Raw genomic sequence first — 24403 nt, 5'->3', positions numbered from 1 at the left:
TCCGTAGTCGTCGAGCTGGTCACCGAGCCAGCCACCAGCCCCAGGAGTGCGTCGTGTCCAAGAACAAGGGTGGACGTGAAGTCCGCAAGCCCAAGCAACCCAAGAAGCCGAAGGCCGTTCCCGCCGACAGCGCCATCATCCCGCCCACCAAACAGGCGCGGAAGTAACCGCCGGCCGCCCCGGCCATCGTCGTACCCGATGTCAGTTGGTACGACGGATGGCCGGGGCGGTGAGTGCGGCGACGAGATCGGTGGCCTGAGGTTCGTCGAGGTGGCCGTACAGGAGTTCCGTGCGGTGCACGAGGCGCGGTGCGTGGACCGGCACCGCGGCGACGTCGGCCGGTAGGTCCAGTGATGCCGGGAGTACGGCGAGACCGTGACCGGCGGCAACCAACGCCAGCAGACAGAGGATGTCGGTACCGGAGTAGGTCAGGGCCGCACGGATGCCGTCGGTCTCGGTTGCGGCGCGGAGGTCCGGCAGTGGCGCGGCGACATCGGGTGCGTCGATCCATCGTGCATCGACCAATGCCGGCAGCCCGAGCCGTTTGCGCCGGGCCAGCGGGTGGTCGTCCGGGAGCACAACGACGAGCTTGTCCTGTGCGACCGCAGAGGTGCGGACCGCTCCGACGTCCGGGAGCTTCAACGGATCGCTGGGCGCGGCGATGCCGTCGACCAGACCGAGGTGGTACGCGCCGGACGCGACGCCACGCGCCACCTCGTCCCGGCGAGCCACCTCGAAGGTCACCGCGATCCCGGGCCTCGTCTGCCTGAGTTGGGTCAGTGCCCGCGCGACGCGGGTCGCCCCGGCCAGGGGAGTCGCGGCGAAGACGATCTCGCCGGGCGGTTCGCCGACCACCCGTCGTACGTCGGCCCGGGCGGCCTCGATCCGGAGGAGGATCGCGCCGGCGTGCTCGAGCAGGCGCTCGCCCGCCGGGGTCGGCGCCACCGGGCGACGGGTCAGGAGCGCGGTTCCGAGGGAGTTCTCGAGGGCGGCGATGTGCTGCGAGACGGCCGACTGGGTGTAGCCGAGCTCGGCTGCCGCGGCCGAGAAGGAACCAGTCGTCGCCACCGCGATGAAGGTGCGGAGCAGATGCGGATCCACGCCGATCAGTATCGCTTATCGACCATGCAGAGATCATCGTTGGTACTGATCCGGGCCTGCGGCGCAGGATGGGGGACATGACCGTACTTACGCACGCGTATTCCGCCCGGATTGCCCTGGTCGGCGACCGGTCCCCGCACGTCCGTTCACACCAGCGGGTGCCGCAGGTGCTCGACCGCCTGCGCGAGCGGGAGGGGCTCGACCTGGACGTGTACTGGGTCGCCACCGACGAGGTGGATGCGATGGACGCTTTCGACGGGATCTGGGTCCTGCCGGGGAGTCCGTACCGGAGCGAGGCCGGCGCGATCAGCGCGATCCAGACGGCGCGGGAGCGGGGGATCCCGTTCCTCGGTACGTGTGGCGGGTTCCAGCACACGATGCTCGAGTATGCGCGCAACGTCTGCGGTGCTACCGGCGTACAGCATGCTGAGAACACTCCGGACGGCGACGACCTGCTGATCGTCCCGCTGGCGTGCTCACTCGACGGTCACGAGGCCACGGTCGAGGTGCGGCCCGGCACGCTGGCCGGGCGGCTGCTCGGCGCGGAGCGGTCCACCGAGCGCTACCACTGCTCATACGGACTCGACCCTGCGCGGCAGAGTCTGCTCGAGGAGCGCGGTCTGGTCTTCAGTGCGTACGACGCCGAAGGCGCGCCGCGGGTCGCCGAGCTACCCGAGCATCCGTTCTTCCTGGTGACATTGTTCCAGCCCGAGCTGTCCGGCGACGGCACCCGGCCGCACCCGTTCATCCAGGCGTTCGCCCATGCGGCCGCCGGACAGGCCGGCCAGCATGCGGCCGCAGGGCAGGCCGGCCAGCATCCGGCCGCCGGAGACGCCGGCCAGCACGCGGCCGCCGGACAGGCTGGTCAGATCGTGGAGGCCGGGCGCGGGGCCATCCCGGCGTCGCGGTAGCAGGCGTCGATCAGCTCCATTGTCGCCAGCGCGTCGTCGGCGTCGGTGAGCACAGGTGCGCCGTTGCGAACCGCCCCGGCGAACGCCTCCAGTTGGTACGTGTACGACGACCGAGTGCCGAGGTGCTCGACCCAGGTGTCCTCCTTGGTCGTCACGATCACCCTGTCGTCGTTCTGCGGCAGCACGAAGAACGGCGCGAACGCCTCACCGCGCGTGCCGACCACCTTGAGGCTGAAGTCGACGCTCTCGGCGGCCATGCTGGTCCGGATCGCGCCGGTCGCACCGCTCGGGAACTCGAGATCCGCGTTCAGCCACTCGTCCACCCCGGGCAGCCGCTTGCGCTCACCGGCCCGTGCGCTGATCAGCTTCGGCGCACCACCGGCGTACTGCGCCAGCATCCGCTGCGCGTGGATCGCGTAGCAGCCGACGTCCATCACCGCGCCACCGGCGAGCGGCAGCGACCAGCGTGGGTCGGCGTCCGGCGGCGGGGGCATCACCATGGTCGCCTCGACGTGCTGCAGGTCGCCCAGCTCACCCTTGGCGAGCAGCTCCTGCAGCCGCCGCATCACCGGGTGGTACGCGTAGTGGAACGCCTCCATGAAGACCACGCCGTGCTCGCGGACGGCGTCGCGGACCCGGACTGCTTCCTCGGCGTTGCTGGCCGACGGCTTCTCGGTCAGCACATGTTTGCCCGCGGCAATCGCCCGCAGGTTCCACGGTCCGTGCAGGCCGTTGGCCAGCGGGTTGTAGATCGCCTCGACCTCGGGGTCGTCCAGCACGTCCTGGTACGACGCGTGCACTCTCATCACCTGATGTTCCGCCGCGAACGCCTCGGCCCGTTCGGTCTCCCGGGCCGCCACCGCGACCAGCCGGGCGCCGGTCAGCCGGGCCGGCTCGACGATCGCCCGGCCGGCGATCCGGGCGGCCCCGAGAATCCCGATACGCAGCGGTTCCATGCCTTCTCCTTCGATGGGCGGCGTACAGCAGCTCGGCTGAGTGGCGCGTTCCGCCGGTAAGAGTATTCCTCCGCCCCGACGGCGAACGCGCCATCCTGCCTGACGATCACCCCTCGGGGACACCACCTGCCCGTGATCCGGACCAGGTTCACCCAAGGTTCACCGATTTGGTATCGGCTCAGTGCGTCAGCCGCCGATTGTTGCCCTCGGTAAGGGCTTGGTCCAGCTGGTCGGGCGCCCAGGTCTCGGCGACGGCCTGGCGGAGCAGGTCGGCCTGCGACTGGGGTGCGAGGCCGCCGATCGGCTGGTCCCGGTCGAGGTTGGTGGGGAAGGCATAACCCTCGGCGCTGGCGGCGATGACGTTGGCGACACCGGCCGGATCGTCCTTCGCCTGCCGGAGCAGGACCGGGTAGAGGGCCGTTGCCATCCGGGTCCGGTCGACGCTCTCCATCGCGCGGCCGAACGCGGACGAGACCTGCAACAGGTTCGCCATCCGCTTGATGTCCGCGGAGTGGTTGCTGCCGGCTGCGTGGAAGAGCGCGGGGTTGAAGAAGACGGCGTCGCCCTTCTCCAGTGGGAGTTGGACGTGGTTCGCCACGAAGTACTCCGAGAACTCACGTCGCCGATAGGCCAGATACCCGAGCTCGTACTTCTGCGAGTGTGGCAGGTACAGCGTCGGCCCCGACTCGACCGGCATGTCGCAGTGCGCGACCGCGCCCTGCAAAGTCAGGACGGACGACAACCGGTGCACGTGGGCCGGGTACTGCGCCGCCACCTCATCGGACTGGAAACCGAGGTGGTAGTCGCGATGGACCGTCTGTCCCTCACCGCCCGGGTTCACGACGTTCACCTGCGAGGTCACCTGGTACGCCGGACCGAGCCAAGCCGTCGCGACGAGGGCGAGCAGGTCGTTGGCGTAGTACGCGGCGAACACCTCGGGCGCGCCGACGGCCAGCTTCTCCAGGGCGTTCCAGACCCGATCGTTCGCGCCCGGCTTGGCAAAGTGGTCGCCGGCCGCGGTTCCGGATCGGTGCTGCTCCTCGATCAGCCGGTTGAACTCGGCCGTCGTCGCGTCGACGAGTGCGTTGCCGAAGGCACCCTTCAGGACGACGATGCCTGGGCCCGGTCCGAACGCGGTGGCGAACTCGGCCTGCACAACCCGAGGATCCGCGGTCCGGAGCCGGGCGGCGTCGTACACCGGGACCTGTTGCTCGATCAGTTCGGCGTGTGGGTAGTCGGCGGCGTCGGTCTGCTCCTTGAGGACGGTCAGCAGGTCGTCCAAGCGGCCATCGTCGGGGTTCAGCCAGTTCATCGGGGTAGCTCCTTGTCTCCTGGTTGTTCTAGCGTGGGGGTTTCCTGATGGGTTCGGAATCCCCTGGATCCGTCAAAAACCCGTCATTCCAGGCCGGAGGAGTGCAATGGGGCGTGAGCACCGGGTCCGCGACATCGCGGTCCAGGCCGGGCTGAGCGAGACGACGGTCGACCGGGTGCTCAGCGGTCGCGCCGGTGTCAGTGCCCGCGCCCGCCGTCAGGTCGAGCAGGCGATGCTCGACCTGGACCGGCAGGCCACCCAGGTCCGTCTCGGCGGCCGCACGCTGGTGATCGACCTCGTCATGCAGGCACCCAGCCGGTTCTCCTGGGCGGTGCGTACAGCCCTCGAGGCGGCTCTGCCCGGCCTTCGTCCAGCGGTCCTGCGGGCTCGGTTCGACCTCAGCGAGACGGCGTCCGCCGCTGAGCTGATCGCGACCCTGGAGAAGGTGCGCAAACGCGGCTCACAGGGCTTGATCCTCAAGGCACCGGACGAGCCCGAGGTCGTCGAGGCCGTCGACAAGTTAGTTGCCGCCGGCATCCCGGTCGTCACCCTCGTCACCGATCTGCCCGGCAGCAGGCGGCTCGCGTACGTCGGCATCGACAATCGGTCCGCTGGTGCGACAGCGGCGTACTTCCTCACCCAATGGCTGGGCGACGATCCGGGCAGTGTGCTCGTCACGCTGAGCCGTGGATCGTTCCGCGGCGAGGAGGAACGCGAGATGGGTTTCCGCTCGACCCTCCGCAAGCTTTCACCGGGTCGTGCGGTCGTGGAGCTGGCCGAGACGGACGGCCTCGACACCACGATCCACGGGCAGGCGCTGGCGGCACTGACTGCCGACCCGACCATCAACGCGGTCTACTCCATCGGGGGTGGCAACCGTGCCATCGTCCAGGCGTTCGCCGATCTTGAGCGACCGTACCGCTGCTTCGTTGCCCACGACCTCGATGCCGACAACCTCGCCCTGCTGCGTTCCGGTGCTCTCTCGGTGGTGCTGAACCACGACCTGCCCACCGACCTTCACCGCGCGTGCCAGCACCTCCTGCACGCACACCGGCTCCTGCCCAACGTCCCGGGTACGCCGAGCAACCTGCACCCGATCACGCCGTACAACGTCCCTTAGGCGGTCGTCTTGCGCGGCAGCAGGTCCGGACTGGTGATGACCTCCTGGGGCGACTCGCGGTCCTGACAGGTCGCGAGGCTGAGAGCGGCGGACGCCAGGCGGTCGGCGTTCTGGGCGATGGTCGACAGCTGGATGTGATCCAGGCGGGACGGCGTGGAGTCGTCGTACCCGATGATCGAGACGTCTTCCGGGACCCGGCGGCCGCCGGCCCGGAGGGTGTGCAGCAGGCCGATCGCACACGCATCGTTGAAGGCGGCAACGGCTGTGACGTCCGGGGGGAGTCGGTGCGCCGCCTCAGTGCCCGCTGCCTCGGTCAAGCCGCCGGGAATGACCACAGGGGTGAGTCCTGCGCGCCGCATGGTGTGGACATACGCAGTACGGCGTTCTGCTGCGCCAGGCGCACGGGCGCCGTCGACGTGGGCGATGCGCGTGTGTCCAAGAGACAGCAGGTATTCCACAGCTAGGCGTGACCCAGACGCGTCATCTGTGCGTACGACGTGCACACCGGCCGCTCGCACCTTGCGGGCGATGACAACGGTCGGTTGGGACTCGGCGAGAGCTGTCAGCGCGGATGATGGTGACGTAGGCCCAATCAGGACCAGTGACTCGCAGCGGTAGTCCAGCAGGGACTGGACGGCGGCTGCCTCGCGACGGCTACCGGTGACGGCGCTCAGAGTGAGGCTGTAGCCGAGGGACTCGGCAGCCGGGTACAGCGCCTCGACCAGGTCGCCGTGGAAGGGGTAGCGCACGTCGAAGGCCACGCCGATAAGACGAGTGCGTTGCCTGCTGCCGAGCAGCCGGGCCCGATGGTCCGGGCGGTAGCCGAGCTCGTCGCCGACCGCGAACACGCGCGCCCGCGTCTCGTCGCTCGCCCCCGGCACGTTGCGGTAGACGATCGACACGAGGGCACGGGACACGCCGGCCCGGGCGGCGACGTCCTCCATCGTCGGTCGGGGGTTCATCTCACCTGCTCTCGTGGGTCTTGACCGAGACCATCAAAGCAGTGTTCGCTAGCTCCTGACTAGAGCGCTCTAGTCCGAGCGGGCAGGTGGAGGGGTGGAGAATGCGGAACGACCATGGACTGCGGGTGGTACGGCTGGGGTTGATCGGGGCCGGGCGGATCGGGACGATGCATGCCCGGAACATCGCCCGCCACGTCCCCGGTGCCGAGCTCGCCGTCGTCGCCGATACCAGGGCGGAAGCCGCCCAACAGCTTGCGGGCAGGTACGACGCCGACGCGCGCGACGTCGAAGGACTGCTCAAGGACCCCGAGATCGACGGTGTCGTGATCACCTCGATCGCGGCCGTGCACGAGGAGCTGATCGTGCGCGCGGCCGAGGCCGGCAAGCAGGTGTGGTGCGAGAAGCCGGCGTCGCTGACGTTGGCGGAGATGGACCGGGCGATCGCCGCCACCGAGCGGGCCGGTGTCGCTTTCCAAGTCGGCTTCAACCGCAGGTTCGCCCGCGACTTCGCCGCCGCGCGCACGACGATCGAGGCTGGCGGAATCGGTACGCCGCAACTGATGCGATCGATCACCCGGGATCCGGGCCGGCCGGAGGGCATGGGGTCCGCAGCCGCCGGGATCCGGCCGTGGACGATCTTCCGCGAGACGCTCATTCACGACTTCGATACGCTGCTCTGGCTCAATCCAGGCGCGCAGCCGGTCGAGGTCTACACGAAGGCGGACGCGCTGGTCGCCCCCGAGTACAAGGAGAACGGGCTCCTTGACACCGCGGTTGTGATGATCACGTTCGACAACGGTGCAATCGCGACCGCCGAGGCGAACTTCTCCGCGCTGTACGGGTACGACGTACGCGGCGAAGTCTTCGGTAGCAAGGGCATGGTCGTGGCCGGCCGGTTGGCGAGTAGTCCGATGGTGCATTACGACGTGAGCGGATCGCATCAGCACACCTTGCGCAGTGACGAGGAGATGTTCCGCGACGCCTATGTCCAGGAACTTGCCGAGTTCACCGAAGTTGTCCGCGGCAACATCGCGGCGCCGGTCACCGGTCAGGACGCCCGGAATGCGCTGCAGGTCGCACTTGCAGCGATGAAGTCGCACGAGGAAAGCCGTCCGGTGAAGGTCGAGGAGATCTGATGAGGCTCGCCGTCTGTGCCGAAATGGTGTTCACCGAGCTGCCTTTCCTGGACCGGGTGGAGCGCATTCATGCGGCCGGATTCGACGTCGTGATCTGGAACTGGCCCACGAAGGACATCGCCGGGCTGAAGAAGACCGGTGCCGCTTTCTCGTCGATGACCGGATACGTCAGCGGGTCGCTCACCCATGACCAGGACCGGCTGCTGGCAACCGCGGAACAGTCCATCCAGGTCGCGCTCGAGCTCGGCTGCCCGCGGCTCAACCTGCACGGCACCGAGCTCGACGATCACGGGCTGCCCGTCGTACCGCAGTACCAGGTCACCGGCGAGATGTGGCTGACGGCCGCCCGGACGCTGGAAAAGCTGGCCAAACTCGCGGAGCGGTACGACGTGATGTTCGTCCTGGAGAATCTCAACACCGAGGTCGACCATCCCGGCGTACCGTTCGGGAAAGCCGCCGACACCCTCGCGTTGGTCAAAGCCGTCGATCATCCGCGGCTGCGGATGATGCTCGACCTGTATCACGCGCAGATCGGCGAGGGGAATCTGATCGAGTTGATCGGCACGGCGTTCCCGTATCTCGGCGAGATCCAGGTCGCCGACGTCCCCGGCCGCTGCGAACCCGGTACTGGTGAGATCAACTACCCGGCGATCGCGGCCGTGTTGCGACAGCACGGATATGACGGGACCGTCGACCTGGAGGCGTTCGCTTCGAGCGACAGCGAGCTCGCGTTGCGCCGTTTCCGGGCGGCGTTCACAAACGCAGAGATCTGATCAAATCAGGGTGGTGGGTCGACGGATCAGGGTGAAGGCTTCAGGATGTGCGCATGAGTACCGTGCAGGTCCGGGTTGATCGGAACAGCCGTACGCCGTTGCATGTGCAGTTGGCACAGCAACTGGAGGCGGCGATTCAGGGTGGGGAGTTGCCGGTCGGGTCGCGGCTGAGCAACGAGGTGGACCTGGCGGAGGCGTACGGGTTGAGCCGGCCGACAGTGCGGCAGGCGATCGCACGGCTGGTCGACCAAGGACTGCTCGTGCGCAAGCGCGGCGTCGGCACGCAGGTAGTGGGGAACTCAGGTCAGGTACGACGCTCGCTGGAGCTCACCAGCCTGTACGACGACCTGGCCGCAGCCCACCGCAAGCCGGAGACCGACGTACTGCGGTTCGGAGTCGCTCCTGCGACCGCGGAGGTCGCTACTGCCCTGCAGCTCGAGCAGGGCGACCGAGTGCTCAGGCTGGAGCGCTTGCGCCGGGCGGACGGCGAGCCGCTCGCACTGATGCGCAATTGGCTGCCGCCGGACCTGCTGGACACTGACCCCGCCACACTGGCCGAGCGCGGGCTGTACGCACTGCTGCGCGCGGAGGGGGTGCGACTGAAGGTCGCGCATCAGACCATCTCCGCACTGCCCGCTACACCGGAGCAGGCTCGGCTGCTGTCCGAGGAGCCGGGCGTTCCGTTGCTGGCGACCACACGGATCACGTACGACGACCACGGTCAGCCGGTCGAGTACGGCTCGCACCTGTTCCGGGCGAGCCGGTACGCGTTCGAGCACACGCTCGTCCACCGCTGACCTCTGGCGGCTGACCGCTTGGACCTTGCCGTGAGGGTGCAGATACCCTCGGTGAGCCTTTGGCGTGTCACGGTTATCCACAGGCTGCCGGGATCAGGTGGCGCGGCCTGCTCCGCGGTTGAAAGGATGGTCGCGCATGGTGACCGAGCGGTCGCCAGACGGGACATACACGGGGAGACCGATGACAGCCGACAGACTCGCCGCGCGCCGGTCCGGCTGGGACGGTGGTGCCGTCGAACTGATCGATGCCCAGGTCCGCGACGTCGTACGCCGGGAAGGCATCGATCCACTCCGTGACCCGGCCGCAGTCAACGCGATCGTCGCCACGGTCGTCCGGGAGTACGACGAACGCAGTCTGACCGGTGTGGTGCCGCCGATCGGCGATCTCGAGGCGGTCAGCCGGGAGGTGCACGACCGGGTCGCCGGATTCGGGCCGCTGCAGCGATACCTCGATGACCCGGCGGTCGAGGAGATCTGGATCAACGAGCCGAGCCGGGTGTTCATCGCCCGCGACGGCCGGCACGAGCTGACCACGACCGTGCTGATCGAGGAGGAGGTCAGCGATCTGGTCGAGCGGATGCTGAAGACGACCGGCCGGCGGATCGATGTGTCGCAGCCGTTCACGGATGCGCGCCTGCCGGACGGCAGCCGGGTGCACATCGTGCTGGGCGGCATCACTCAACGCCATGCCGCGATCAACATCAGGAAATTCACCGTGCGCGCGACCCGGTTGAGCGATCTCGTCGCGCTCGGATCGCTGACACCGCACGCGGCCGCGGTCCTGGATGCCGCTGTCGCGGTCGGGCTGAACGTCCTGGTCTCCGGCGGGACGCAGGCCGGCAAGACCACGATGCTGAACGCGTTGGCCGGGTCGATCCCGGGCAGCGAGCGCGTGATCAGCTGTGAAGAGGTTTTCGAGATCAAGCTGCCGATTCCCGATTGGGTGTCGATGCAGACCCGGCAGGCCGGTCTGGAGGGCACTGGCGAGGTCCGCCTGCGCGACCTGGTCAAGGAGTCGCTGCGGATGCGGCCGTCGCGAGTGATCGTCGGTGAGGTGCGCGGCGAGGAGTGCCTGGATCTCCTGCTGGCGTTGAACAGTGGGCTTCCCGGCATGTGCACGATCCACGCGAACTCGGCGCGTGAGGCGCTGACGAAGATGTGCACGTTGCCACTTCTTGCGGGGGAGAACATCGGCTCCCGCTTCGTGCTGCCGACCGTGGCCGGGTGTGTGGATCTCGTCGTACACCTCGGCATCGGGGCCGACGGGCAGCGGCGGGTGCGGGAGATCGTCGCGGTGAGCGGGCGGATCGAGGAGCACGCGATCGAGACCGAGACCGTGTTCGGCACGTACGACGGGCAGCTGCGACGGGCCGAGGGGCACCTGCCGCATCCGGAGCGGTTCCAGCAGGCCGGGTACTCCGTGGCGGGTCTGCTCACCGAGTTGCCGCGAGGGGGGAGCTGATGGGGCTGCTGCTGGGACTGTTCTTCGGGATCGGCGTACTGCTGATCATCTGGACGTTCGTCACGCCCGCCGAGGAGCGGTCGGCCGGTGATGGGCGGTTGGTCTCACGCAGCCGCGACCTGCTCGCGAGCGCGGGAGTCGAGGGTGTGACGCCGGGTGCGTTCATCGGGGTCTGTGTGATCACGGGTGTGGTCGGGTTCGTGCTGATGTTCGTGGTGTCGGGTGCTTGGCCGGTCGGTGCGGTGTTCGGGCTGATGGCCGGTGGGATGCCGGTTGCACTGTTGCGGAGCCGGGCCCGGAAGCGGCTCGCGGAGTTCCGTGAGTTGTGGCCGGACGTGGTGGACAACATCGCGTCGGCCGTGCGCGCCGGATTGTCGTTGTCGGAGGCGTTGGCTCAGGTGGGTGAGCGCGGTCCGTTGCCGTTGCGCGAGCCGTTCCGCCGGTTCGGTGCGGACTATGCGTCGACCGGGCGGTTCGCGGAGTCGCTGGACCGGTTGAAGGCACGGCTCGCGGACCCCGTCGGCGACCGGGTCGTCGAGGCGTTGCGGATCGCGCGCGAGGTCGGTGGTGGGGATCTCGGCCGGTTGCTCCGTTCGCTGTCGACGTTCCTGCGCGACGACGGCCGGACCAGATCCGAGCTCGAGTCCCGCCAGTCCTGGTCCGTCAACGGCGCCCGCGTCGCCGTCGCCGCCCCCTGGCTCGTCCTCGCCCTGCTGTCCTTCCAAGGCGACGTCATCCAGCGCTACAACTCCCCGATGGGCGCCCTCATCATCGCCATCGGCGCCATCGTCTGCGTCATCGCCTACCGCCTGATGCTCCGCATCGGCCGCCTCCCCGAACCCGAGCGGGTGCTGCGATGAGTCCTGTGGTGTTGGGTGCCGTGCTTGGTGGGGTGTTCGGGGCTGGGCTGTTGTTGGTGGTTCGCCGGTTGCCGTTCTTGCGGCGGCCGTCGGTTGATGACCGGGTTGCGCCGTACCTGCGGGATCTCGGTGGCGCGGATGTGTTTCTTGGTGTGGTCGACTCCAACTCGCCGTTCTACGCGATCGTGCGGCTGTTCGGGCCGTCGCTGCGGGCGGGTGCGACGCGGTTGGAGCGGTTGCTCGGCGGTGCTGGTTCGATCCGCCGCCGGTTGTCACGTGCCGGGATCGAGCGAACGGTCGAAGAGTTCCGGATCGAGCAGTTGCTGTGGGGAACGGCCTGCTTCGGGTTCGCACTTGTGGTCTCGATCGTCGCGTTGTCCTTCGGCGTCGGGAACCCGGTCGGCATGCTGCTGTTCTGCGGCCTGCTCGGCGTACTCGGAGTGCTTGCCCGCGACACCTATCTGACCACGCAGGTACGACGTCGCGAGCGAAGACTGCTCGCGGAGTTGCCGACCGTCGCGGAGTTGCTGGCCTTGTCGGTCGCGGCCGGCGAGGGACCGGCCGCGGCGCTCGATCGGGTGGCTCGGTCGTGTCGAGGAGAGCTCGCCGAGGAACTGAAGCGGGTGCTGGGCGAGACCCGCGCGGGTGAGACGCTCGTCCGCGCGCTCGACGGGCTGGCGGACCGGACCGGTCTGCTGGCGTTGTCGCGGTTCGCGGACGGACTGGCGGTCGCACTCGAACGCGGTACCCCGCTGGCCGACGTACTGCGGGCTCAAGCGGGTGACATTCGTGAGGCCGGGCGGCGTGAGTTGATCGAGTCCGGCGCGCGCCGGGAAGTCGCCATGATGATCCCGGTGGTGTTCCTCGTGCTGCCGGTGACCATCGCTTTCGCCTTCTATCCAGGCGCTGTCGGAATCCGGTTGATCGCCGGATGAACTGAGGAGAGGTCATGCCGTTACTGCTGACGAAACTGTTCGTGGCGCTGGTCCTGGCGCCACGCCCCGCACGAAAGGAGCGCGGCGACGTCCCCGGCTGGGTACTCATCACCGTGATGACTGCCGGCCTGGTCGTCGGCATCTGGGCCATCGCCGGCCCACAACTGTCGAGAATGCTCCAAGAAGCTCTGAACTCAGTCACCAACAAGTAATGCAGCTTGCCCGCCGTCGTTCGCCAACGGGTGGCCGCGCCGTGCCCAGAGTCGCTGCTGTGCGGGACGAGCGTGGATCCGCAGTGGTGGACTTTGTGCTGGTTTCGATGCTTGTGGTGCCTTTGTTTCTGGGGATCTTGCAGGTCGGGTTGTACCTGTACGTGCGGAACACCATCGTGGCTGCGGCGTCGGAGGGGGCGCATTATGCGGCGGTGCTGAACCGGGAGCCGGCGGATGGTGAGGCGCGGACGCGGGAGCTGGTCGACGGGGTGGTGAACGACCAGTTGATCGACTCGGTGGTGGCTGAGGAAACCGACGTTGCCGGCCAGCCGGGTGTACGGGTCGTCGTGAAGGCGCACATGCCCCCGCTCGGTCTGTGGGGACCCGGTATCGACTTCAGCATCGAGGGCCATGCGGTAAAGGAGACCGGCGAGTGAGCTGGATCTTTCGGCCGCGGTTCCGGCGGGGTGAGCGGGGGAGCGCAGTGGTCGAGTTCTCCTGGTTGGCGTTGTTGTTGATGGTGCCGTTGGTCTACGTGATGTTGGCGGTGTTCGACGTCCAGCGGGCGTCGTACGGCGCGACGGCGGCGACCCGGGCGGCCGGGCGCGCGTTCATCATCGTGCCGGCCGGACTGTCGGAGGATGAGGCGCGCGCGCGAGCGTTCGAGGCGGCGCGGCTGTCGATGCAGGACCAGGGGATGGAGCTCAGCTCCGACCAGTTGTCCATCAGTTGCAATCCCGCGTGTCTGGAGCCGGGCTCGACCGTCACCGTCACGCTGAACACCGACGTGCGGCTGCCGCTCATCCCCGATGCACTCGGCGGTGAGCCTCCGGCTGTGCACATCAGCGCGTCGCACACCGAGCCGTACGGCGATTACCGCGAAGCCAAGGGCACGGGATGAACTCGCTGCCGGATTGCCGGAGGTTTGTGCGGCGGCGGGAAGCCGATGAGCGCGGACAGATGACTGTTCTGATCATCGGGTTCATGGCGATCGTGTTGTTGATGATCGTCGTGGTGACGGACATCTCGAAGGTGTTCTTGGTACGGCGAGATCTGGATGCGACCGCCGATGGCGCCGTACTGGCGGCGGCGAACGGTCTGGCGGCGATCTACGCGCAACCAGCGGCAGACGGCACCGCGGAGATCGATCCGGACGAGGCCCGCCGGCTGACCGCGGAGTACCTGGACCAAGTTGCTGCTAGCAACAGGTTTGACGGGCTGGACTGGTCGGCGGACGTCGCCGGTACGACGGTGACCGTACGCCTGACCTCGACCGTCGACTTGCCGTTCGAACCGCCCGGCTGGCAAGGCTCCGCCGACATCGCCTCCGAAGCCGCCGCTGTCGTCCCCATCCGCTGACCCACGCGCGGGTTAGGCGAAGGCGGTGGGGTTGTCCTTGAGCCAGGTGGTGAAGGGGCGGGCGGGGTGGGTGGTGAGGAGTTCTACCGTGGGCTCGATGGGGTGGGGGACGCCTACGCGGGAGGCCCAGTAGGACATCAGGTGTTCGAGTTGGGCCGGGTTGCGCATGGTGGCGGCCAGTTCGATGCGGGCCTGGTCGGGGGTGAGGTCGATCGCGTGGATGGGGTTGCCGGTGACGTCGGTGATGAGCTGGATCTGGCGCCGGCGCGTCATCGATTCGGGGCCGGTGAGGGCGTAGGCGCGGCCGTCGTGGCCGTTGCCGGGGCCGTCGAGGAGGACGCGGAGCGCGGCGTCGGCGATGTCCTGCTCGTGGATCGGTGCTTCCTCGGCGTCGAGGTACGGCAGGCGGATCTGACCGGTCGCGCGGACCTGGTACGACCAGAACCTCGCGTTGCTCATGAACGTGCCCGGCTGGAGGAAGGTCGTGGCGTACGCGCCGCTGCCGATGATGCGTTCGGTCTCGGCGTGCGGGTCGCCGGGATTGTCGGCGTGCGACGCCAACGAGGAGAGCAGTACGACCTGCTTCACCCCGGCGGCCTCGGCTGCCGCGACGAACGCCGGCGCTGAGGACGGATCGGCATACAGGAAGACCTGGCTGATGTCGCGCAGCGCCGGTCCGGGATCGCTGGGGTCGTACACAACAGCATCGGGTACGGCGGATGGCTCGCGGCTCGCGATGCGGACGGGGTGGCCGGCGGCGCTGAGCGCGGTGATGACGGCGCGGGCGATCGTGCCGCGGGCACCGGTGACCAGAATCGTCATTGGATTAGCTCCAAAAGTGTAGTGACTACAAGATTGGATGAAGTAAAGCAGCTGCTCTACGATCTGTCGAATGGAAGGCCGGCGGGAGCGGAAGAAGCAGCAGACGCGGCAGGCGATCTCGGACGTGGCGACCGCGCTGTTCCTGGAGCGTGGGTTCGACGCGGTGACGGTCGCGGAGGTGGCGCGCACGGCGGACGTCGCCGTACAGACGGTGTTCAACCACTTCCCGACCAAGGAGGACCTGTTCTTCGACGAGCAGGGGTGGTGGCAGGGCCCGGCGCGGGCGATCCGGGCGGCGAGTGACGGGGCGGATCCGGTGGATCTACTGGAGGCGCACTACCTGGCTGAGATCCGCGAGCGGCTGGAGGCCGGCCACCTGGCCACCTGGAAGCAGTTCGTCCGCACCATCGAGGACAGCCCGGCGCTGCTGGCGCGTCGCCGGTTGAACGCCGCCGAGATGGAGACGTTGCTGACCGAGGCGCTCGAGGAGCGGAATCCCAGCCACCTGACCAGCAGGTTGATCGCCGCGCAGTTCGTGGCTGCCCAGAAGGTGCTGGAAGAAGAGCTGATGCGACTGTTGCCCGACAACGCGACGGCAGGTCAGCTACAGCAGGTGCAGCGAGAGTTGGAGCACGCGACCGCACAGGTCTTCGGCGTTCTACGTCACGGCTTGTTAACGGCAACCACCGACTAGCGGGTAGTCTGCTTGGTTGTGGCTGGACTGGATTTTGACGCCGAGCTCAAGCAGCTCGACGCGACGCTGACCTCGATCGAGAAGGTGCTCGATCTCGACGCCCTGCGCTCCGAGATCGCCGACCTCGGCGAGCAGGTCGCCGCGCCCGACCTGTGGGACGACCAGGCGAACGCGCAGAAGGTGACGTCGCGGCTGTCCAGCCTGCAGGCCGATGTGGACCGGGTGACCGCGTTGCGCAGCCGGATCGACGACCTCGGCGTCCTGGTCGAGCTCGCCCGCGAGGAGAACGACGCGGACGCCCTGGCCGAGACGGAGAAGGAGATCGCCTCGCTGGCCAAGGCGATCCAGTCGCTCGAGGTCCGCACGCTGCTGTCCGGTGAGTACGACGAACGTGAGGCACTCGTCACGATCCGCTCCGGCGCCGGTGGTGTCGACGCCGCGGACTTCGCCGAGATGCTGCAGCGGATGTACCTGCGCTGGGCCGAGCGGCACGGGTACGGCACCGAGGTGTACGACACGTCGTACGCCGAAGAGGCCGGGCTCAAGTCGACCACGTTCGGGGTCAAGGCGCCGTACGCGTACGGGACGTTGAGTGTCGAGTCGGGCACGCACCGGCTGGTCCGGATCTCGCCGTTCGACAACCAGGGCCGCCGGCAGACGTCGTTCGCCGCGGTCGAGGTCGTTCCGGTGCTGGAGCAGACCGACGAGATCGACGTCCCCGAGGAAGAGCTGCGGATCGACGTGTACCGGTCGTCCGGCCCAGGTGGTCAGAGCGTCAACACGACCGACTCCGCGGTCCGGATCACGCACATCCCGACCGGCACCGTGGTGTCCTGCCAGAACGAGAAGTCGCAGCTGCAGAACAAGGCCAGCGCGATGGTGATCCTGAAGGCGAAGCTGCTCGCGCTGAAGAAGGCCGAGGAGCGGGCCCAGATCGACGCACTGCGCGGTGACGTCCAGGGCTCGTGGGGCGACCAGATGCGTTCTTACGTGCTGCACCCGTACCAGATGGTGAAGGACCTGCGCACGCAGTACGAGTCCGGCAACACCTCCGGCGTCTTCGACGGTGAGATCGACGACTTCATCGAGGCCGGCATCCGCTGGCGCCGCACCGGCCACACGGTTGCTGAGCAGAACTGACCTCCGCGCGGACTGCGGCAGCTGCTTCGGCCTCTGCTGTGTCGCGCTGACGTTCAGTAAGTCGGCGGACTTCGCGATCGACAAGGCCGCCGGCGAGCCGTGCCCCAATCTCGACGACACCTTCCGCTGCTCGATCCACAGCAAGCTACGGCCGAAGGGCTTCCAGGGCTGCACGGTGTACGACTGCTTCGGTGCCGGGCAGGAGATCTCGCGGCGGGCCGGTCAGAGTTGGCGCGAGCAGCCGGGGCAGCAGATGTTCGAGGCGCTGCCGATCCTGCGTCAGCTGCACGAGCTGTTGTGGTACCTCGCGGAAGCCCTGGAAAACAAGGCGTCTCAGCCGATCCGTGCCGAGCTCCGTACGGCGGCCGATCGGGTCGAGCAGGTCAGTCGTACGGCGGACCTGACCACGGTCGACGTGGTCGCGGAGCGGGCAGTGGTCAACGAGTTGCTGCTGAAGACCAGCCACCTCGTCCGCGGCAAGCAGACCAAGAAGAAGGACCGCCGCGGCGCCGACCTGATCGGGGCCCGCCTCCGCGGTGCCGATCTGCAGAAGGCCAACCTCCGCGGCGCCTACCTGATCGGCGCGGACCTCCGCGATGCTGACCTCCGCCAGGCGGACCTGATCGGCGCCGACCTCCGCGACGCCAACCTGGAAGGCGCCGACCTCACTGGCGCTCTCTTCCTCACCCAGGCCCAGCTCAACGCCGCTCGCGGCAACCGTGCCACCAAGCTGCCCCCAGCCTTCACCCGCCCATCGCACTGGCCCTAACCGTTGTGTCCGAAGAACGGAGGGCAGTTCTTCGGACACAACGAGGTGGCTAGGCGCGTGAGCGGAGTTGGTGCGTGACTGGGGTCATCAGCAGTGAGACGGCGGTGATGGCCAGTGCGACCGCTGCTAGTGCCCCGCCCTGTCCCCATGACGTGCCTGCCAGCGCCAGGTACGCCGTACCGACGGTGGCGGCACCCAGTGCGAGGCAGGTTTGCTGACTGGTGAGCAGGATGCCGCTGCCCAGTCCGGCTTGAGCCGGCGGGACCTGGCCGACCACGACGCCCATGAGTGGCACCATGACCAGGCCGCTGCCGAACCCGGCGATCAGCATCGGTACTGCGAGCTTCCAGGGGTTCACGTCCGGCCACAGGGTGAGGGCGACGACGGCGAGTACGGCGTACCCGACCGCCTGGACGAGCCAGCCGCGCAGGATCAGGCTGGCGCCGTACCGCTGCTGCAGCCGTGGCCCGTAGATGGACGTGATCAGGAACCCGACCGCCATCGGCAGCAGGCTCAGACCGCCTTCCAGTGGGGACATGTGCGCCTCGCCCTGCGTCGCGAGGGCGAACACGAACATAAAGCCGCCGAAGGTGGTGAAGAACGCGACCGCGAGCAGCAGACCGATCCGCATTGCGCGGAGTCGCAGTACCGTCGGCGGGATCAGTGGTGCCTGTCCAGACTGCTCTGCGCGGTGCTGGTGTAAGCCGAGCACTGCAACGGCTGGGATGGTTGCGGCGAGGCAGAGCCACGTCCAGAGCGGCCAGCCGAGTGGGCGGCCCTCTGTGAGGGGCAGGAGCAGCAGTACGAGCGTCAAGGCGAGTAGCGCGGCGCCGACGAGGTCCACTCGATGTGTCTGGTTGGCTTTGGTCTCTGGGAGCAGCCGGATCGCGGCAGCCAAGGCCAGAACGCCCACCGGGACGTTGACGAGGAACACAGCACGCCAGCCCAGCCCGAAGACATCAGCCTCGACCAGTACGCCACCGAGGATCTGACCGAGGGCTGCTGCGGCTCCACCGGCCACACCGAACATAGCCATCGCGCGAGCGCGGTGTTCGCCGGTCAGCAGGCTGGTGATGGATGCCAGCACCTGTGGGGTCATGGCGGCCGCGGCTGCACCCTGTACGACGCGAGCGGCCAGCAGGACGCCGATAGTCGGGGCGATGGCGCAGATGAGGGACATGACGGTGAAACCGGTCAGCCCGATCAGGAACAGGCGTTTGCGGCCGAAACCGTCGCCCAGCCGGCCGCCGACCACCAGCAGGGTGGCGTTGGCGATGCCGTAGCTGCCGACGACGAGCTGGAGCTCGCCGGAGCTGGCGTGCAGATCCGAGCCGATCGCGGGCAGGGCGACGTTGATGATGAAGAAGGAGAGCATCGGCAGGAAGGCGCCGAAGAGGAGGGTCGTGAGTGCCACCGGTCCCAGCGGCGACGCGGTGGCGCGTGGCCGGGCGGCGACCTGAGTGGCGTGGAGCTCTGTCATGCGAACTATCCTGCGCCCGTCCGGAGCCTGGTAGTGAGAGTCTGCTTATCCTGGTATTCACAGCACCTGGAACCAGTCTCTACTCCGGTCCACCATAGGACGGTGAGCACCATGAACACCCTCCCACCCACCACCGACACTTCTCCCACCGTCACAGAGGTGGTCAAGGACGTACAGCGGCGGGAGCTCGGGGTATTCCTGCGGAGCAGGCGGGAGCGGATTCGGCCGGAGGAGGTCGGGTTCGCGCCGGGCGGGCGGCGACGGACGCCAGGGCTGCGACGCGAAGAGGTCGCGCTGCTCGCCGGTGTGGGCGTCACCTGGTACACGTGGCTCGAGCAGGGGCGGGACATCAACGTGTCGGTGCAGGTGCTCGAGGCGGTCTCGAACACGCTGCGGCTCGACCGTCAGGAGCGCAACCACCTGTACACGTTGGCCGGGGTCCAGCTCGGCCCGACGCGCGGTGAGTGCGCGGCCCTGCCCGCGTCGATCCAGAAGATGCTCGACGCCGTCTCGCCGTACCCGGCGGTGGTTGTCAACTCGCGCTACGACGTACTGGCGTTCAACGACGCCTACTGCAAGGTCGTCCTGGACCTGCGGGAGGTCCCGGTCGAGGAACGCAACATGCTGTGGCTCACCTTCGTGTCGAGGGAGTGGCGGTGCAGCTTCGTCGACTCCGTGTCGATGAGGGTGCACATGGTCGCCGGCTACCGGGCCGCGCTGGCGGATCATCTGGGTGAGCCGGAGTGGCAGGATCTGACCCAGCGGCTGCTGGCCGGTTCATCGCTGTTCGCCGAGCTCTGGGAGCGGTACGAAGTGGCTGAGCCGAGCACCCGGATCAAGGTGCTGGAGCACCCGAAGGCCGGCCTGCTGCGGGTCGAGCCCGCAATCTTGTGGCTGTCGCAGCTCGGCCATCTCCGCGCCAACGTCTACACAGCCGCCGACGAGGACACGGAGGCGAAGCTCCGTGCCCTCGTCGGGGTCAACAGCTGAGGGCGGTCAGCTGAAGCCTTTCCGGCTCAGCTGACCGGGATCCCAGGGTTGGTCAGTCCGCGTCCGCCGGTGACGGTGTTGCTGCGGTCGATGGTGACCTTGCAGCTGGACGCGTTGTAGTTGGTGATGTTGAACGCGTACCGGCCACTCCCGGTCGCGCCGTTCAGGTCGGAGGTGTTCCCGCGGAACACCGTCCCGCAGCCCCAGCCGGGCTGCTGGGTGTGCGTCTCGAACCCGTTGTTCGTGGTGTTCTTCCCGGTGTTGTTCTCGATCACATAGTTGTTGCCTTTGACATCGATCCAGCTGTCGTCGTAGTTCGCGCCGGTGAGTCCGCGGCCGTCGAAGGTGTTCCCGGCCACCCGTCCGCCGGTGGTGCCCTCCTTCAGGTCGATCGGCTCGCCGCCGACGTCCGGCCCGATCCGGTTGTCCAGGATCTGCACGTGGTCCGACTTGTCCGAGGTGCCGCCCGCACTGCCGACGTACACCCCTTCGCCCATCCCGCGGGCGTCGTTGCCGGTGTCGTAGATGCGCGAGTTGCGGATCACGCCGTACGTGCTGCTGTTGCGGAAGTGCACACCCTCCATGGCGAGTCCGTGCACGGTGACCCCGTCGATCGTGACCCGCGTGGCGCTGTCGATCATCATGCCCTTCTGGCCACCCGTCACGGTGACCCCGCGCACGTTCCAGTACGACGAGCCGTTGAGGTGCAGGCCGTAGCCGCCACTGGACTTCAGTACGGCGTTCGCCGAACCCGTCAGCGTGATCGGTGCGGACGAGGTGCCGGAGACCGTGGTCTTGAAGTTGCCGGTGTAGGTGCCGTCGGCAAGCTTGATCGTGTCACCGGGCTTGGCGCTCGTCAGCGCCGACTTCAGTTGAGCCGCCGTACTGACGTTGATGGTGGCCTCCGGAGCCGAACCGTCGGTCGGGAAGTCGTCAGCGGTGCGGATCCGGTCGCGGACCCAGATGCCGGCCTCCTTCAGGACCGACGTACCGGTGAAGGTGTTGCCCGAGCAGATGTTCTCCTTGAAGACCGCGCCGCTGCGGAAGTCGTCGGAGAAGTTCCAGTTGGTCCAACCGATCTTCTTGCTGGCCAGGAAGTCCAGGTACTTCTGCGACCAGGTGAAGTCGTTGCCGCCGTCACCGGTGTAGGTCTGGGTGCCGAACTCGGTGACGAACAGCGGGATCTTGTCCGCGGCCCGCGACAGTGCGTCGAGGTACTCCTGTTTGTGCGAGGCCGCGTAGAAGTGGAACGTGTACATCAGGTTCGACGCGTTCACCGGATCGTTGACGATGTCGGATTCGCTCCGGCCGTCGGAGACGCCGAGTGAGGCCCAGCCGTGGGTGCCGACGAAGATGACGCCGTCGGGGTCCTTGGCCCGGATCACCGGCACCATCTGCTCGGCGTACGACTTGATGCCGGCCCAGCTGACGTTGTTCGGCTCGTTGGCGATGTCGTAGATGATGTTGTTCTTGTCCTTGTGCCGGTCGGCGATCTCGGTGAAGAACGTCTTGGCCCGGGACAGGTTGTAGTTCGGGTCGCCGGGGTCGAGTTGGTGCCAGTCGACCAGCGCGTACATGCCACGCCGGGTCGCCTCCTCGATGTAGTTGTGCACCATGTCGGTGAACCTGCGCGGGTCGGTCTCGTAGCCGCCTTCCTGCACGTACAGCGAGATGCGCAGGATGTCGGCGTTCCAGTCGGTGGCCAGCGCGTCGAGCGAGGCGGTCTTGATGCACTGGGAGTACCACTGGATGCCGTGCGTACTCATCCCGCGTAGCTGGATCGGCTGGTTGTACTGGTTGCAGAGCTTGGTGCCGCAGACGTGCAGCTGCCCGTTGATCGAGACCGGGGTGTCGGCGGCGGTGGCATCCGGCACGACCGGGGCCGCGGATGCTTGGGTGGGGACGAGGGTGGCCGCGGCCAGCAGAATGCCGGCCGCCAGGGAGCGGATCATGAACTGCCTCCTACTGCGTCGGGGCGGGGACGAAGTTGGGGACTGCCTGTGATGGTTAGGAAGGTTTCCTAATAGTTCATCGGAACTTAGCGACCGTGCGGAACGCTGTCAACCGGTCGCGTGATGTGATCACACTCGATCATGCCGTATCGCGATCCGACCAGGCCGACTTGAGTGTCGACAGCGTTACGGCGATCGCCGGCCGGCGTGCGGTTGTCGTCCGCCAGACGGCGTACAGGCGACGACTCGGCGCCGGCTGCAGCGGTACGACGACCACCTCGTCGGGAACCGGTCCACGGCCCAGCCGGGGTAGCAGTCCGATGCCGATGCCTCGGGCAAGCATCGCCAGCTGGGTCTGGTACTCGGCGACCGAGTAGGCGACGTCCGGCTCGACACCGGCCCGGCGCATGGTCCGGATCAGCCACTCGTGACAGATCGAGCCGGCCGGCTGGCAGATCCAGCGTTCGCCGACCAGGTCCTCGGCGCGGACGAACTCCTTGCCGGCCAGGCGATGTGTCGCCGGGACGAGGACGTCGGCCGGATCGGAGCCGAGCTTCACCCGGGACAGTCCCTCGGGCAGGCTGAGCGGTGTGTTGTGCCAGTCGTGAACGACCGCGACATGGACCTCGCCACGATTGACCGCGGCAACCGCTTCGAACGGATCGATCTCGGTGACGCGGACGTCGAGTCCAGGATTCTCGTCGATCAGGCGCGACAGCACGCTCGGCAGCAGACCTCGGGCCGCGGTCGGGAAAGCGGCCACCACCAAGGTCCCGATTGCTCGGCCGCGCTGTTCCTCAAGTGTCAGTTCGGCGTCCTCGACCAGCTCCAGGACCCGGGATGCCGTCGCTGCCAACTGCTGCGCGGCGTCGGTCAGCACGATCCCGCGCCCACGCCGCTCGACCAGGACTGTGCGGGTCTCGCGCTCCAGCTTGGCCAGCTGCTGCGACACCGCCGACGGCGTGTAGCCGAGCACTTCGGCGGCGCGGTTCACCGACCCGTAGAGCGAGACGGCGTGCAGGGCGCGGAGCCGGCCGAGATCGATCATGTAGCACTCCTACATCGAAGACGGTAGCAATCAGTGCTGGTCCTTAAGTGTAGCCCCGCCCAGACTGGACCGTATGAAGCCTCGTGACCTGTTGCTCGCGCTCGCTGTCGTCGTCGCCTGGGGCGTGAACTTCGTCGTCATCGAGGTCGGCCTGGAGGACTTCCCGCCGCTGCTGTTCTCCGCGCTGCGATTCCTCCTCGCCGCGGTTCCGGCGATCTTCATCCTCGGCCGGCCGCGGGTCGCCTGGCGGTACGTGATCGCGGTCGGGCTGGCGCTCGGGGTGGCCAAGTTCGGCCTGCTGTTCATCGCGATGGATCGTGGCGTCCCGGCCGGCCTGTCCTCGCTGGTGCTGCAGAGTCAGGTGGTCTTCACGGTCCTGTTCGCGATCGTCGTACTGCGCGAGCGGCCGCGCAGCACCCAGGTGATCGGCATCCTGATCGCCTGCGCCGGGATGGTGCTCATCATGCTGGATCGCGGCCTCTCGGCCCCGCTCGGCGCACTGTCCCTGGTCATCGCCGCGGGCGCGTTCTGGGGCGTATCGAACACTGTGACCCGGCACGCGAAACCGCAGGACACGTTGCGCTTCATGATCTGGGTCAGCGCGGTGGCCGTCGTACCGCTGCTGCTTCTGTCGCTGCTCATCGAAGGACCGCGAGCGGGCCTGGAGGCACTGCGCGGGATCGACCTGACCGGGGTCGGCGCCCTCGGTTACCTGGCGTTCGTCGCGACGCTGTTCGGTTTCGGCGTGTGGGGTTACCTGCTGCGTCAGTACGACGCCAGCACCGTGGCACCCTTCTCGCTGCTGGTCCCCGTCGTCGGCATGGGTGCGGCCTGGCTGCTGCGCGGCGAGACGATCGGCCTTCAGCAGGCCATTGCCGCGGTCCTGATCATCGGCGGGATGGCCTGCACGGTGATCCGTCGCCGGACCCCGCGTACAACGGAGTCCGGCGAGCAGATCCTCAGCAAGTCAGCTGTCTGACCCGACCGGCAGCGGCATCGGCGGCATCTGCCAGCCACGGGCCAGCGAGGACGCGTACGCCGGTGCGCCGCCGGCGAAGTACTCGGTGAACTTCATGATCAGCGGATCCCACTGCAGCGGATCGATGTAGCGGTCGTTGCTCATCAGCAGGTCCTCACGGACGTGCACCCGCGAGACCTTCATCTCCAACGCGCACAGGTGGGAATCCGGTCCGCCGATGTCGTGGATCGCCTCGATCCGGCCCTCGAGGTTGATCGGGCTCTCCTGGACCGCGTCGACGTCGACCAGTTCACCCGGCTCGCGGGTCAGTCCGGCGGCGGCGAACTTGTCCGGCTCGTAGCGGTAGCCGCGGGCGCGCTTGGAGTCGGACATCTCCTCCGACCCGGTCAATAGGGCGATCCGGTCGAGTGCGGCGACAATGGCGGGATCGACCAGGTTGAGGATGCAGTCCGGGCGCTCGGTGAGGTTCTTGACCGTCTGGGCGCTGGTGCCCATCCCGAGCATCGCGGTGTATCCGAGCCACCAGGCGGACGACATCGGGCCGAGGTTCGTGCTGCCGTCCGGATTGCGGGAGCTGATCAGGACGACCGGCGTACCGAAATAGAGGACCTTGGGTTCAACAGTTCGCTTCAC

26 protein-coding genes are annotated in these 24403 nt (G+C 67.8%); 17 read left to right on the top strand and 9 right to left on the bottom strand.

Annotation, left to right across the window (positions count from 1 at the left end):
• Window positions 1–201: 201 nt before the first annotated feature.
• Window positions 202–1101, bottom strand: a complete 900-nt coding sequence (locus tag EV652_RS22700; protein ID WP_132211185.1) for a LysR family transcriptional regulator — start codon at window positions 1099–1101, stop codon at window positions 202–204.
• Between the two features lie 77 nt (window positions 1102–1178).
• Here EV652_RS22700 and EV652_RS22695 point away from each other — a divergent pair, with 77 nt between their 5' ends.
• Window positions 1179–2012, top strand: a complete 834-nt coding sequence (locus EV652_RS22695) for a CTP synthase C-terminal region-related (seleno)protein (RefSeq protein WP_132211184.1) — start codon at window positions 1179–1181, stop codon at window positions 2010–2012.
• On the opposite strand, the gene EV652_RS22690 is transcribed toward EV652_RS22695, so the two are convergent.
• Both EV652_RS22690 and EV652_RS22685 read right to left on the bottom strand, forming a co-directional pair.
• On the bottom strand, window positions 1967–2968 hold the full coding sequence (locus EV652_RS22690; RefSeq protein WP_132211183.1) for a Gfo/Idh/MocA family protein: 1002 nt from the start codon (window positions 2966–2968) through the stop codon (window positions 1967–1969). The genes EV652_RS22695 and EV652_RS22690 overlap by 46 nt on opposite strands.
• 178 nt (window positions 2969–3146) lie before the next feature.
• A complete protein-coding gene (locus EV652_RS22685; protein ID WP_132211182.1) occupies window positions 3147–4280 on the bottom strand; it encodes a phytanoyl-CoA dioxygenase family protein in 1134 nt (377 codons plus the stop codon).
• Between the two features lie 106 nt (window positions 4281–4386).
• On the opposite strand from EV652_RS22685, the gene EV652_RS22680 reads away from it, so the two are divergent.
• Complete coding sequence (locus EV652_RS22680) at window positions 4387–5400, top strand: LacI family DNA-binding transcriptional regulator (protein ID WP_132211181.1); 1014 nt, start codon at window positions 4387–4389, stop codon at window positions 5398–5400.
• Here EV652_RS22680 and EV652_RS22675 read toward each other — a convergent pair.
• Window positions 5397–6362 (bottom strand): LacI family DNA-binding transcriptional regulator, encoded by a 966-nt coding sequence (locus EV652_RS22675; RefSeq protein WP_132211180.1) that lies wholly within the window; start codon window positions 6360–6362, stop codon window positions 5397–5399. The two genes, EV652_RS22680 and EV652_RS22675, sit on opposite strands and share 4 nt — an antisense overlap.
• A 101-nt stretch (window positions 6363–6463) precedes the next feature.
• Here EV652_RS22675 and EV652_RS22670 point away from each other — a divergent pair, with 101 nt between their 5' ends.
• From EV652_RS22670 to EV652_RS22625, 10 genes are all read left to right on the top strand, one after another.
• Window positions 6464–7498, top strand: a complete 1035-nt coding sequence (locus EV652_RS22670) for a Gfo/Idh/MocA family oxidoreductase (RefSeq protein WP_132211179.1) — start codon at window positions 6464–6466, stop codon at window positions 7496–7498.
• Window positions 7498–8271 (top strand): TIM barrel protein, encoded by a 774-nt coding sequence (locus EV652_RS22665; protein ID WP_132211178.1) that lies wholly within the window; start codon window positions 7498–7500, stop codon window positions 8269–8271. Before EV652_RS22670 ends, EV652_RS22665 begins: the two co-directional genes overlap by 1 nt.
• A gap of 53 nt (window positions 8272–8324) precedes the next feature.
• Complete coding sequence (locus EV652_RS22660; protein WP_132211177.1) at window positions 8325–9068, top strand: GntR family transcriptional regulator; 744 nt, start codon at window positions 8325–8327, stop codon at window positions 9066–9068.
• A 181-nt stretch (window positions 9069–9249) separates the two neighbouring features.
• A complete protein-coding gene (locus EV652_RS22655) occupies window positions 9250–10530 on the top strand; it encodes a TadA family conjugal transfer-associated ATPase (RefSeq protein ID WP_132211176.1) in 1281 nt (426 codons plus the stop codon).
• Entirely contained in the window at window positions 10530–11390 is an 861-nt protein-coding gene (locus tag EV652_RS22650; protein WP_132211175.1) for a type II secretion system F family protein, read from the top strand. The genes EV652_RS22655 and EV652_RS22650 overlap by 1 nt, the downstream gene beginning before the upstream one ends.
• Window positions 11387–12325, top strand: coding sequence for a type II secretion system F family protein (locus EV652_RS22645; protein WP_132211174.1), 939 nt, complete (start codon window positions 11387–11389; stop codon window positions 12323–12325). The genes EV652_RS22650 and EV652_RS22645 overlap by 4 nt, the downstream gene beginning before the upstream one ends.
• A gap of 14 nt (window positions 12326–12339) precedes the next feature.
• A complete protein-coding gene (locus EV652_RS22640; RefSeq protein WP_132211173.1) occupies window positions 12340–12537 on the top strand; it encodes a hypothetical protein in 198 nt (65 codons plus the stop codon).
• Window positions 12537–12974: a TadE/TadG family type IV pilus assembly protein gene (locus EV652_RS22635; RefSeq protein WP_132211172.1), complete on the top strand. Its 438-nt coding sequence runs from the start codon at window positions 12537–12539 to the stop codon at window positions 12972–12974. The genes EV652_RS22640 and EV652_RS22635 overlap by 1 nt, the downstream gene beginning before the upstream one ends.
• Window positions 12971–13438 carry a TadE/TadG family type IV pilus assembly protein gene (locus tag EV652_RS22630; RefSeq protein WP_242001928.1) on the top strand — a complete coding sequence of 156 codons (468 nt, stop codon included), beginning with the start codon at window positions 12971–12973 and terminating at the stop codon, window positions 13436–13438. The genes EV652_RS22635 and EV652_RS22630 overlap by 4 nt, the downstream gene beginning before the upstream one ends.
• Window positions 13439–13497: 59 nt before the next feature.
• Window positions 13498–13896 carry a pilus assembly protein TadG-related protein gene (locus tag EV652_RS22625; protein WP_132211171.1) on the top strand — a complete coding sequence of 133 codons (399 nt, stop codon included), beginning with the start codon at window positions 13498–13500 and terminating at the stop codon, window positions 13894–13896.
• A gap of 12 nt (window positions 13897–13908) precedes the next feature.
• Here EV652_RS22625 and EV652_RS22620 read toward each other — a convergent pair whose 3' ends face one another.
• Window positions 13909–14718, bottom strand: coding sequence for an SDR family oxidoreductase (locus EV652_RS22620; protein ID WP_132211170.1), 810 nt, complete (start codon window positions 14716–14718; stop codon window positions 13909–13911).
• A 70-nt stretch (window positions 14719–14788) separates the two neighbouring features.
• On the opposite strand from EV652_RS22620, the gene EV652_RS22615 reads away from it, so the two are divergent.
• Genes EV652_RS22615 through EV652_RS22605 form a run of 3 tightly spaced genes read left to right on the top strand, consistent with a single transcriptional unit; the run spans window position 14789 to window position 17321 of the window.
• Window positions 14789–15412, top strand: coding sequence for a TetR/AcrR family transcriptional regulator (locus EV652_RS22615; protein ID WP_132211169.1), 624 nt, complete (start codon window positions 14789–14791; stop codon window positions 15410–15412).
• A gap of 18 nt (window positions 15413–15430) precedes the next feature.
• Window positions 15431–16552, top strand: a complete 1122-nt coding sequence (prfB, locus tag EV652_RS22610) for a peptide chain release factor 2 (protein ID WP_132211168.1) — start codon at window positions 15431–15433, stop codon at window positions 16550–16552.
• Complete coding sequence (locus EV652_RS22605) at window positions 16536–17321, top strand: pentapeptide repeat-containing protein (RefSeq protein WP_132211167.1); 786 nt, start codon at window positions 16536–16538, stop codon at window positions 17319–17321. The genes prfB and EV652_RS22605 overlap by 17 nt, the downstream gene beginning before the upstream one ends.
• A 49-nt stretch (window positions 17322–17370) precedes the next feature.
• On the opposite strand, the gene EV652_RS22600 is transcribed toward EV652_RS22605, so the two are convergent.
• Window positions 17371–18801: an MFS transporter gene (locus EV652_RS22600; RefSeq protein WP_132211166.1), complete on the bottom strand. Its 1431-nt coding sequence runs from the start codon at window positions 18799–18801 to the stop codon at window positions 17371–17373.
• A 111-nt stretch (window positions 18802–18912) separates the two neighbouring features.
• Between EV652_RS22600 and EV652_RS22595 the strand changes: the two genes are divergently transcribed.
• On the top strand, window positions 18913–19791 hold the full coding sequence (locus EV652_RS22595; RefSeq protein WP_132211313.1) for a helix-turn-helix transcriptional regulator: 879 nt from the start codon (window positions 18913–18915) through the stop codon (window positions 19789–19791).
• A gap of 26 nt (window positions 19792–19817) precedes the next feature.
• Here the strand turns inward: EV652_RS22595 and EV652_RS44675 are convergent, their stop codons facing one another.
• Window positions 19818–21743, bottom strand: coding sequence for a cellulase family glycosylhydrolase (locus EV652_RS44675; protein ID WP_199238335.1), 1926 nt, complete (start codon window positions 21741–21743; stop codon window positions 19818–19820).
• A gap of 139 nt (window positions 21744–21882) precedes the next feature.
• A complete protein-coding gene (locus EV652_RS22585) occupies window positions 21883–22791 on the bottom strand; it encodes a LysR family transcriptional regulator (RefSeq protein WP_132211165.1) in 909 nt (302 codons plus the stop codon).
• A gap of 73 nt (window positions 22792–22864) precedes the next feature.
• Between EV652_RS22585 and EV652_RS22580 the strand changes: the two genes are divergently transcribed.
• The gene (locus tag EV652_RS22580; protein WP_132211164.1) at window positions 22865–23770 is read left to right on the top strand and encodes an EamA family transporter; all 906 of its coding nucleotides are present in this window, start codon (window positions 22865–22867) and stop codon (window positions 23768–23770) included.
• Here the strand turns inward: EV652_RS22580 and EV652_RS22575 are convergent.
• A complete protein-coding gene (locus EV652_RS22575) occupies window positions 23759–24403 on the bottom strand; it encodes a flavin reductase family protein (RefSeq protein ID WP_132211163.1) in 645 nt (214 codons plus the stop codon). The two genes, EV652_RS22580 and EV652_RS22575, sit on opposite strands and share 12 nt — an antisense overlap.

It is taken from the genome of Kribbella steppae, assembly GCF_004342025.1.
In the GTDB taxonomy this organism is placed as follows: Bacteria; Actinomycetota; Actinomycetes; order Propionibacteriales; family Kribbellaceae; genus Kribbella; species Kribbella steppae.
The sequence above is the reverse complement of the archived record's forward strand: the minus strand, read 5'-3'. Positions and strand labels throughout refer to the sequence as shown.

Bases quoted from the DNA above. Each gene is read 5' to 3' on its own strand.
- EV652_RS22690 (WP_132211183.1), bottom strand. From the start codon at position 2,968: ATGGAACCGCTGCGTATCGGGATTCTCGGGGCCGCCCGGATCGCCGGC.
- EV652_RS22670 (WP_132211179.1), top strand. From the start codon at position 6,464: ATGCGGAACGACCATGGACTGCGGGTGGTACGGCTGGGGTTGATCGGG.
- EV652_RS22685 (WP_132211182.1), bottom strand. From the start codon at position 4,280: ATGAACTGGCTGAACCCCGACGATGGCCGCTTGGACGACCTGCTGACC.
- EV652_RS22595 (WP_132211313.1), top strand. From the start codon at position 18,913: ATGAACACCCTCCCACCCACCACCGACACTTCTCCCACCGTCACAGAG.
- EV652_RS22660 (WP_132211177.1), top strand. From the start codon at position 8,325: ATGAGTACCGTGCAGGTCCGGGTTGATCGGAACAGCCGTACGCCGTTG.
- EV652_RS22655 (WP_132211176.1), top strand. From the start codon at position 9,250: ATGACAGCCGACAGACTCGCCGCGCGCCGGTCCGGCTGGGACGGTGGT.
- EV652_RS44675 (WP_199238335.1), bottom strand. From the start codon at position 21,743: ATGATCCGCTCCCTGGCGGCCGGCATTCTGCTGGCCGCGGCCACCCTC.
- EV652_RS22645 (WP_132211174.1), top strand. From the start codon at position 11,387: ATGAGTCCTGTGGTGTTGGGTGCCGTGCTTGGTGGGGTGTTCGGGGCT.
- EV652_RS22625 (WP_132211171.1), top strand. From the start codon at position 13,498: ATGACTGTTCTGATCATCGGGTTCATGGCGATCGTGTTGTTGATGATC.
- EV652_RS22650 (WP_132211175.1), top strand. From the start codon at position 10,530: ATGGGGCTGCTGCTGGGACTGTTCTTCGGGATCGGCGTACTGCTGATC.
- EV652_RS22680 (WP_132211181.1), top strand. From the start codon at position 4,387: ATGGGGCGTGAGCACCGGGTCCGCGACATCGCGGTCCAGGCCGGGCTG.
- EV652_RS22585 (WP_132211165.1), bottom strand. From the start codon at position 22,791: ATGATCGATCTCGGCCGGCTCCGCGCCCTGCACGCCGTCTCGCTCTAC.
- EV652_RS22665 (WP_132211178.1), top strand. From the start codon at position 7,498: ATGAGGCTCGCCGTCTGTGCCGAAATGGTGTTCACCGAGCTGCCTTTC.
- EV652_RS22620 (WP_132211170.1), bottom strand. From the start codon at position 14,718: ATGACGATTCTGGTCACCGGTGCCCGCGGCACGATCGCCCGCGCCGTC.
- EV652_RS22615 (WP_132211169.1), top strand. From the start codon at position 14,789: ATGGAAGGCCGGCGGGAGCGGAAGAAGCAGCAGACGCGGCAGGCGATC.
- EV652_RS22635 (WP_132211172.1), top strand. From the start codon at position 12,537: ATGCAGCTTGCCCGCCGTCGTTCGCCAACGGGTGGCCGCGCCGTGCCC.
- EV652_RS22580 (WP_132211164.1), top strand. From the start codon at position 22,865: ATGAAGCCTCGTGACCTGTTGCTCGCGCTCGCTGTCGTCGTCGCCTGG.
- EV652_RS22675 (WP_132211180.1), bottom strand. From the start codon at position 6,362: ATGAACCCCCGACCGACGATGGAGGACGTCGCCGCCCGGGCCGGCGTG.
- EV652_RS22695 (WP_132211184.1), top strand. From the start codon at position 1,179: ATGACCGTACTTACGCACGCGTATTCCGCCCGGATTGCCCTGGTCGGC.
- EV652_RS22600 (WP_132211166.1), bottom strand. From the start codon at position 18,801: ATGACAGAGCTCCACGCCACTCAGGTCGCCGCCCGGCCACGCGCCACC.
- EV652_RS22640 (WP_132211173.1), top strand. From the start codon at position 12,340: ATGCCGTTACTGCTGACGAAACTGTTCGTGGCGCTGGTCCTGGCGCCA.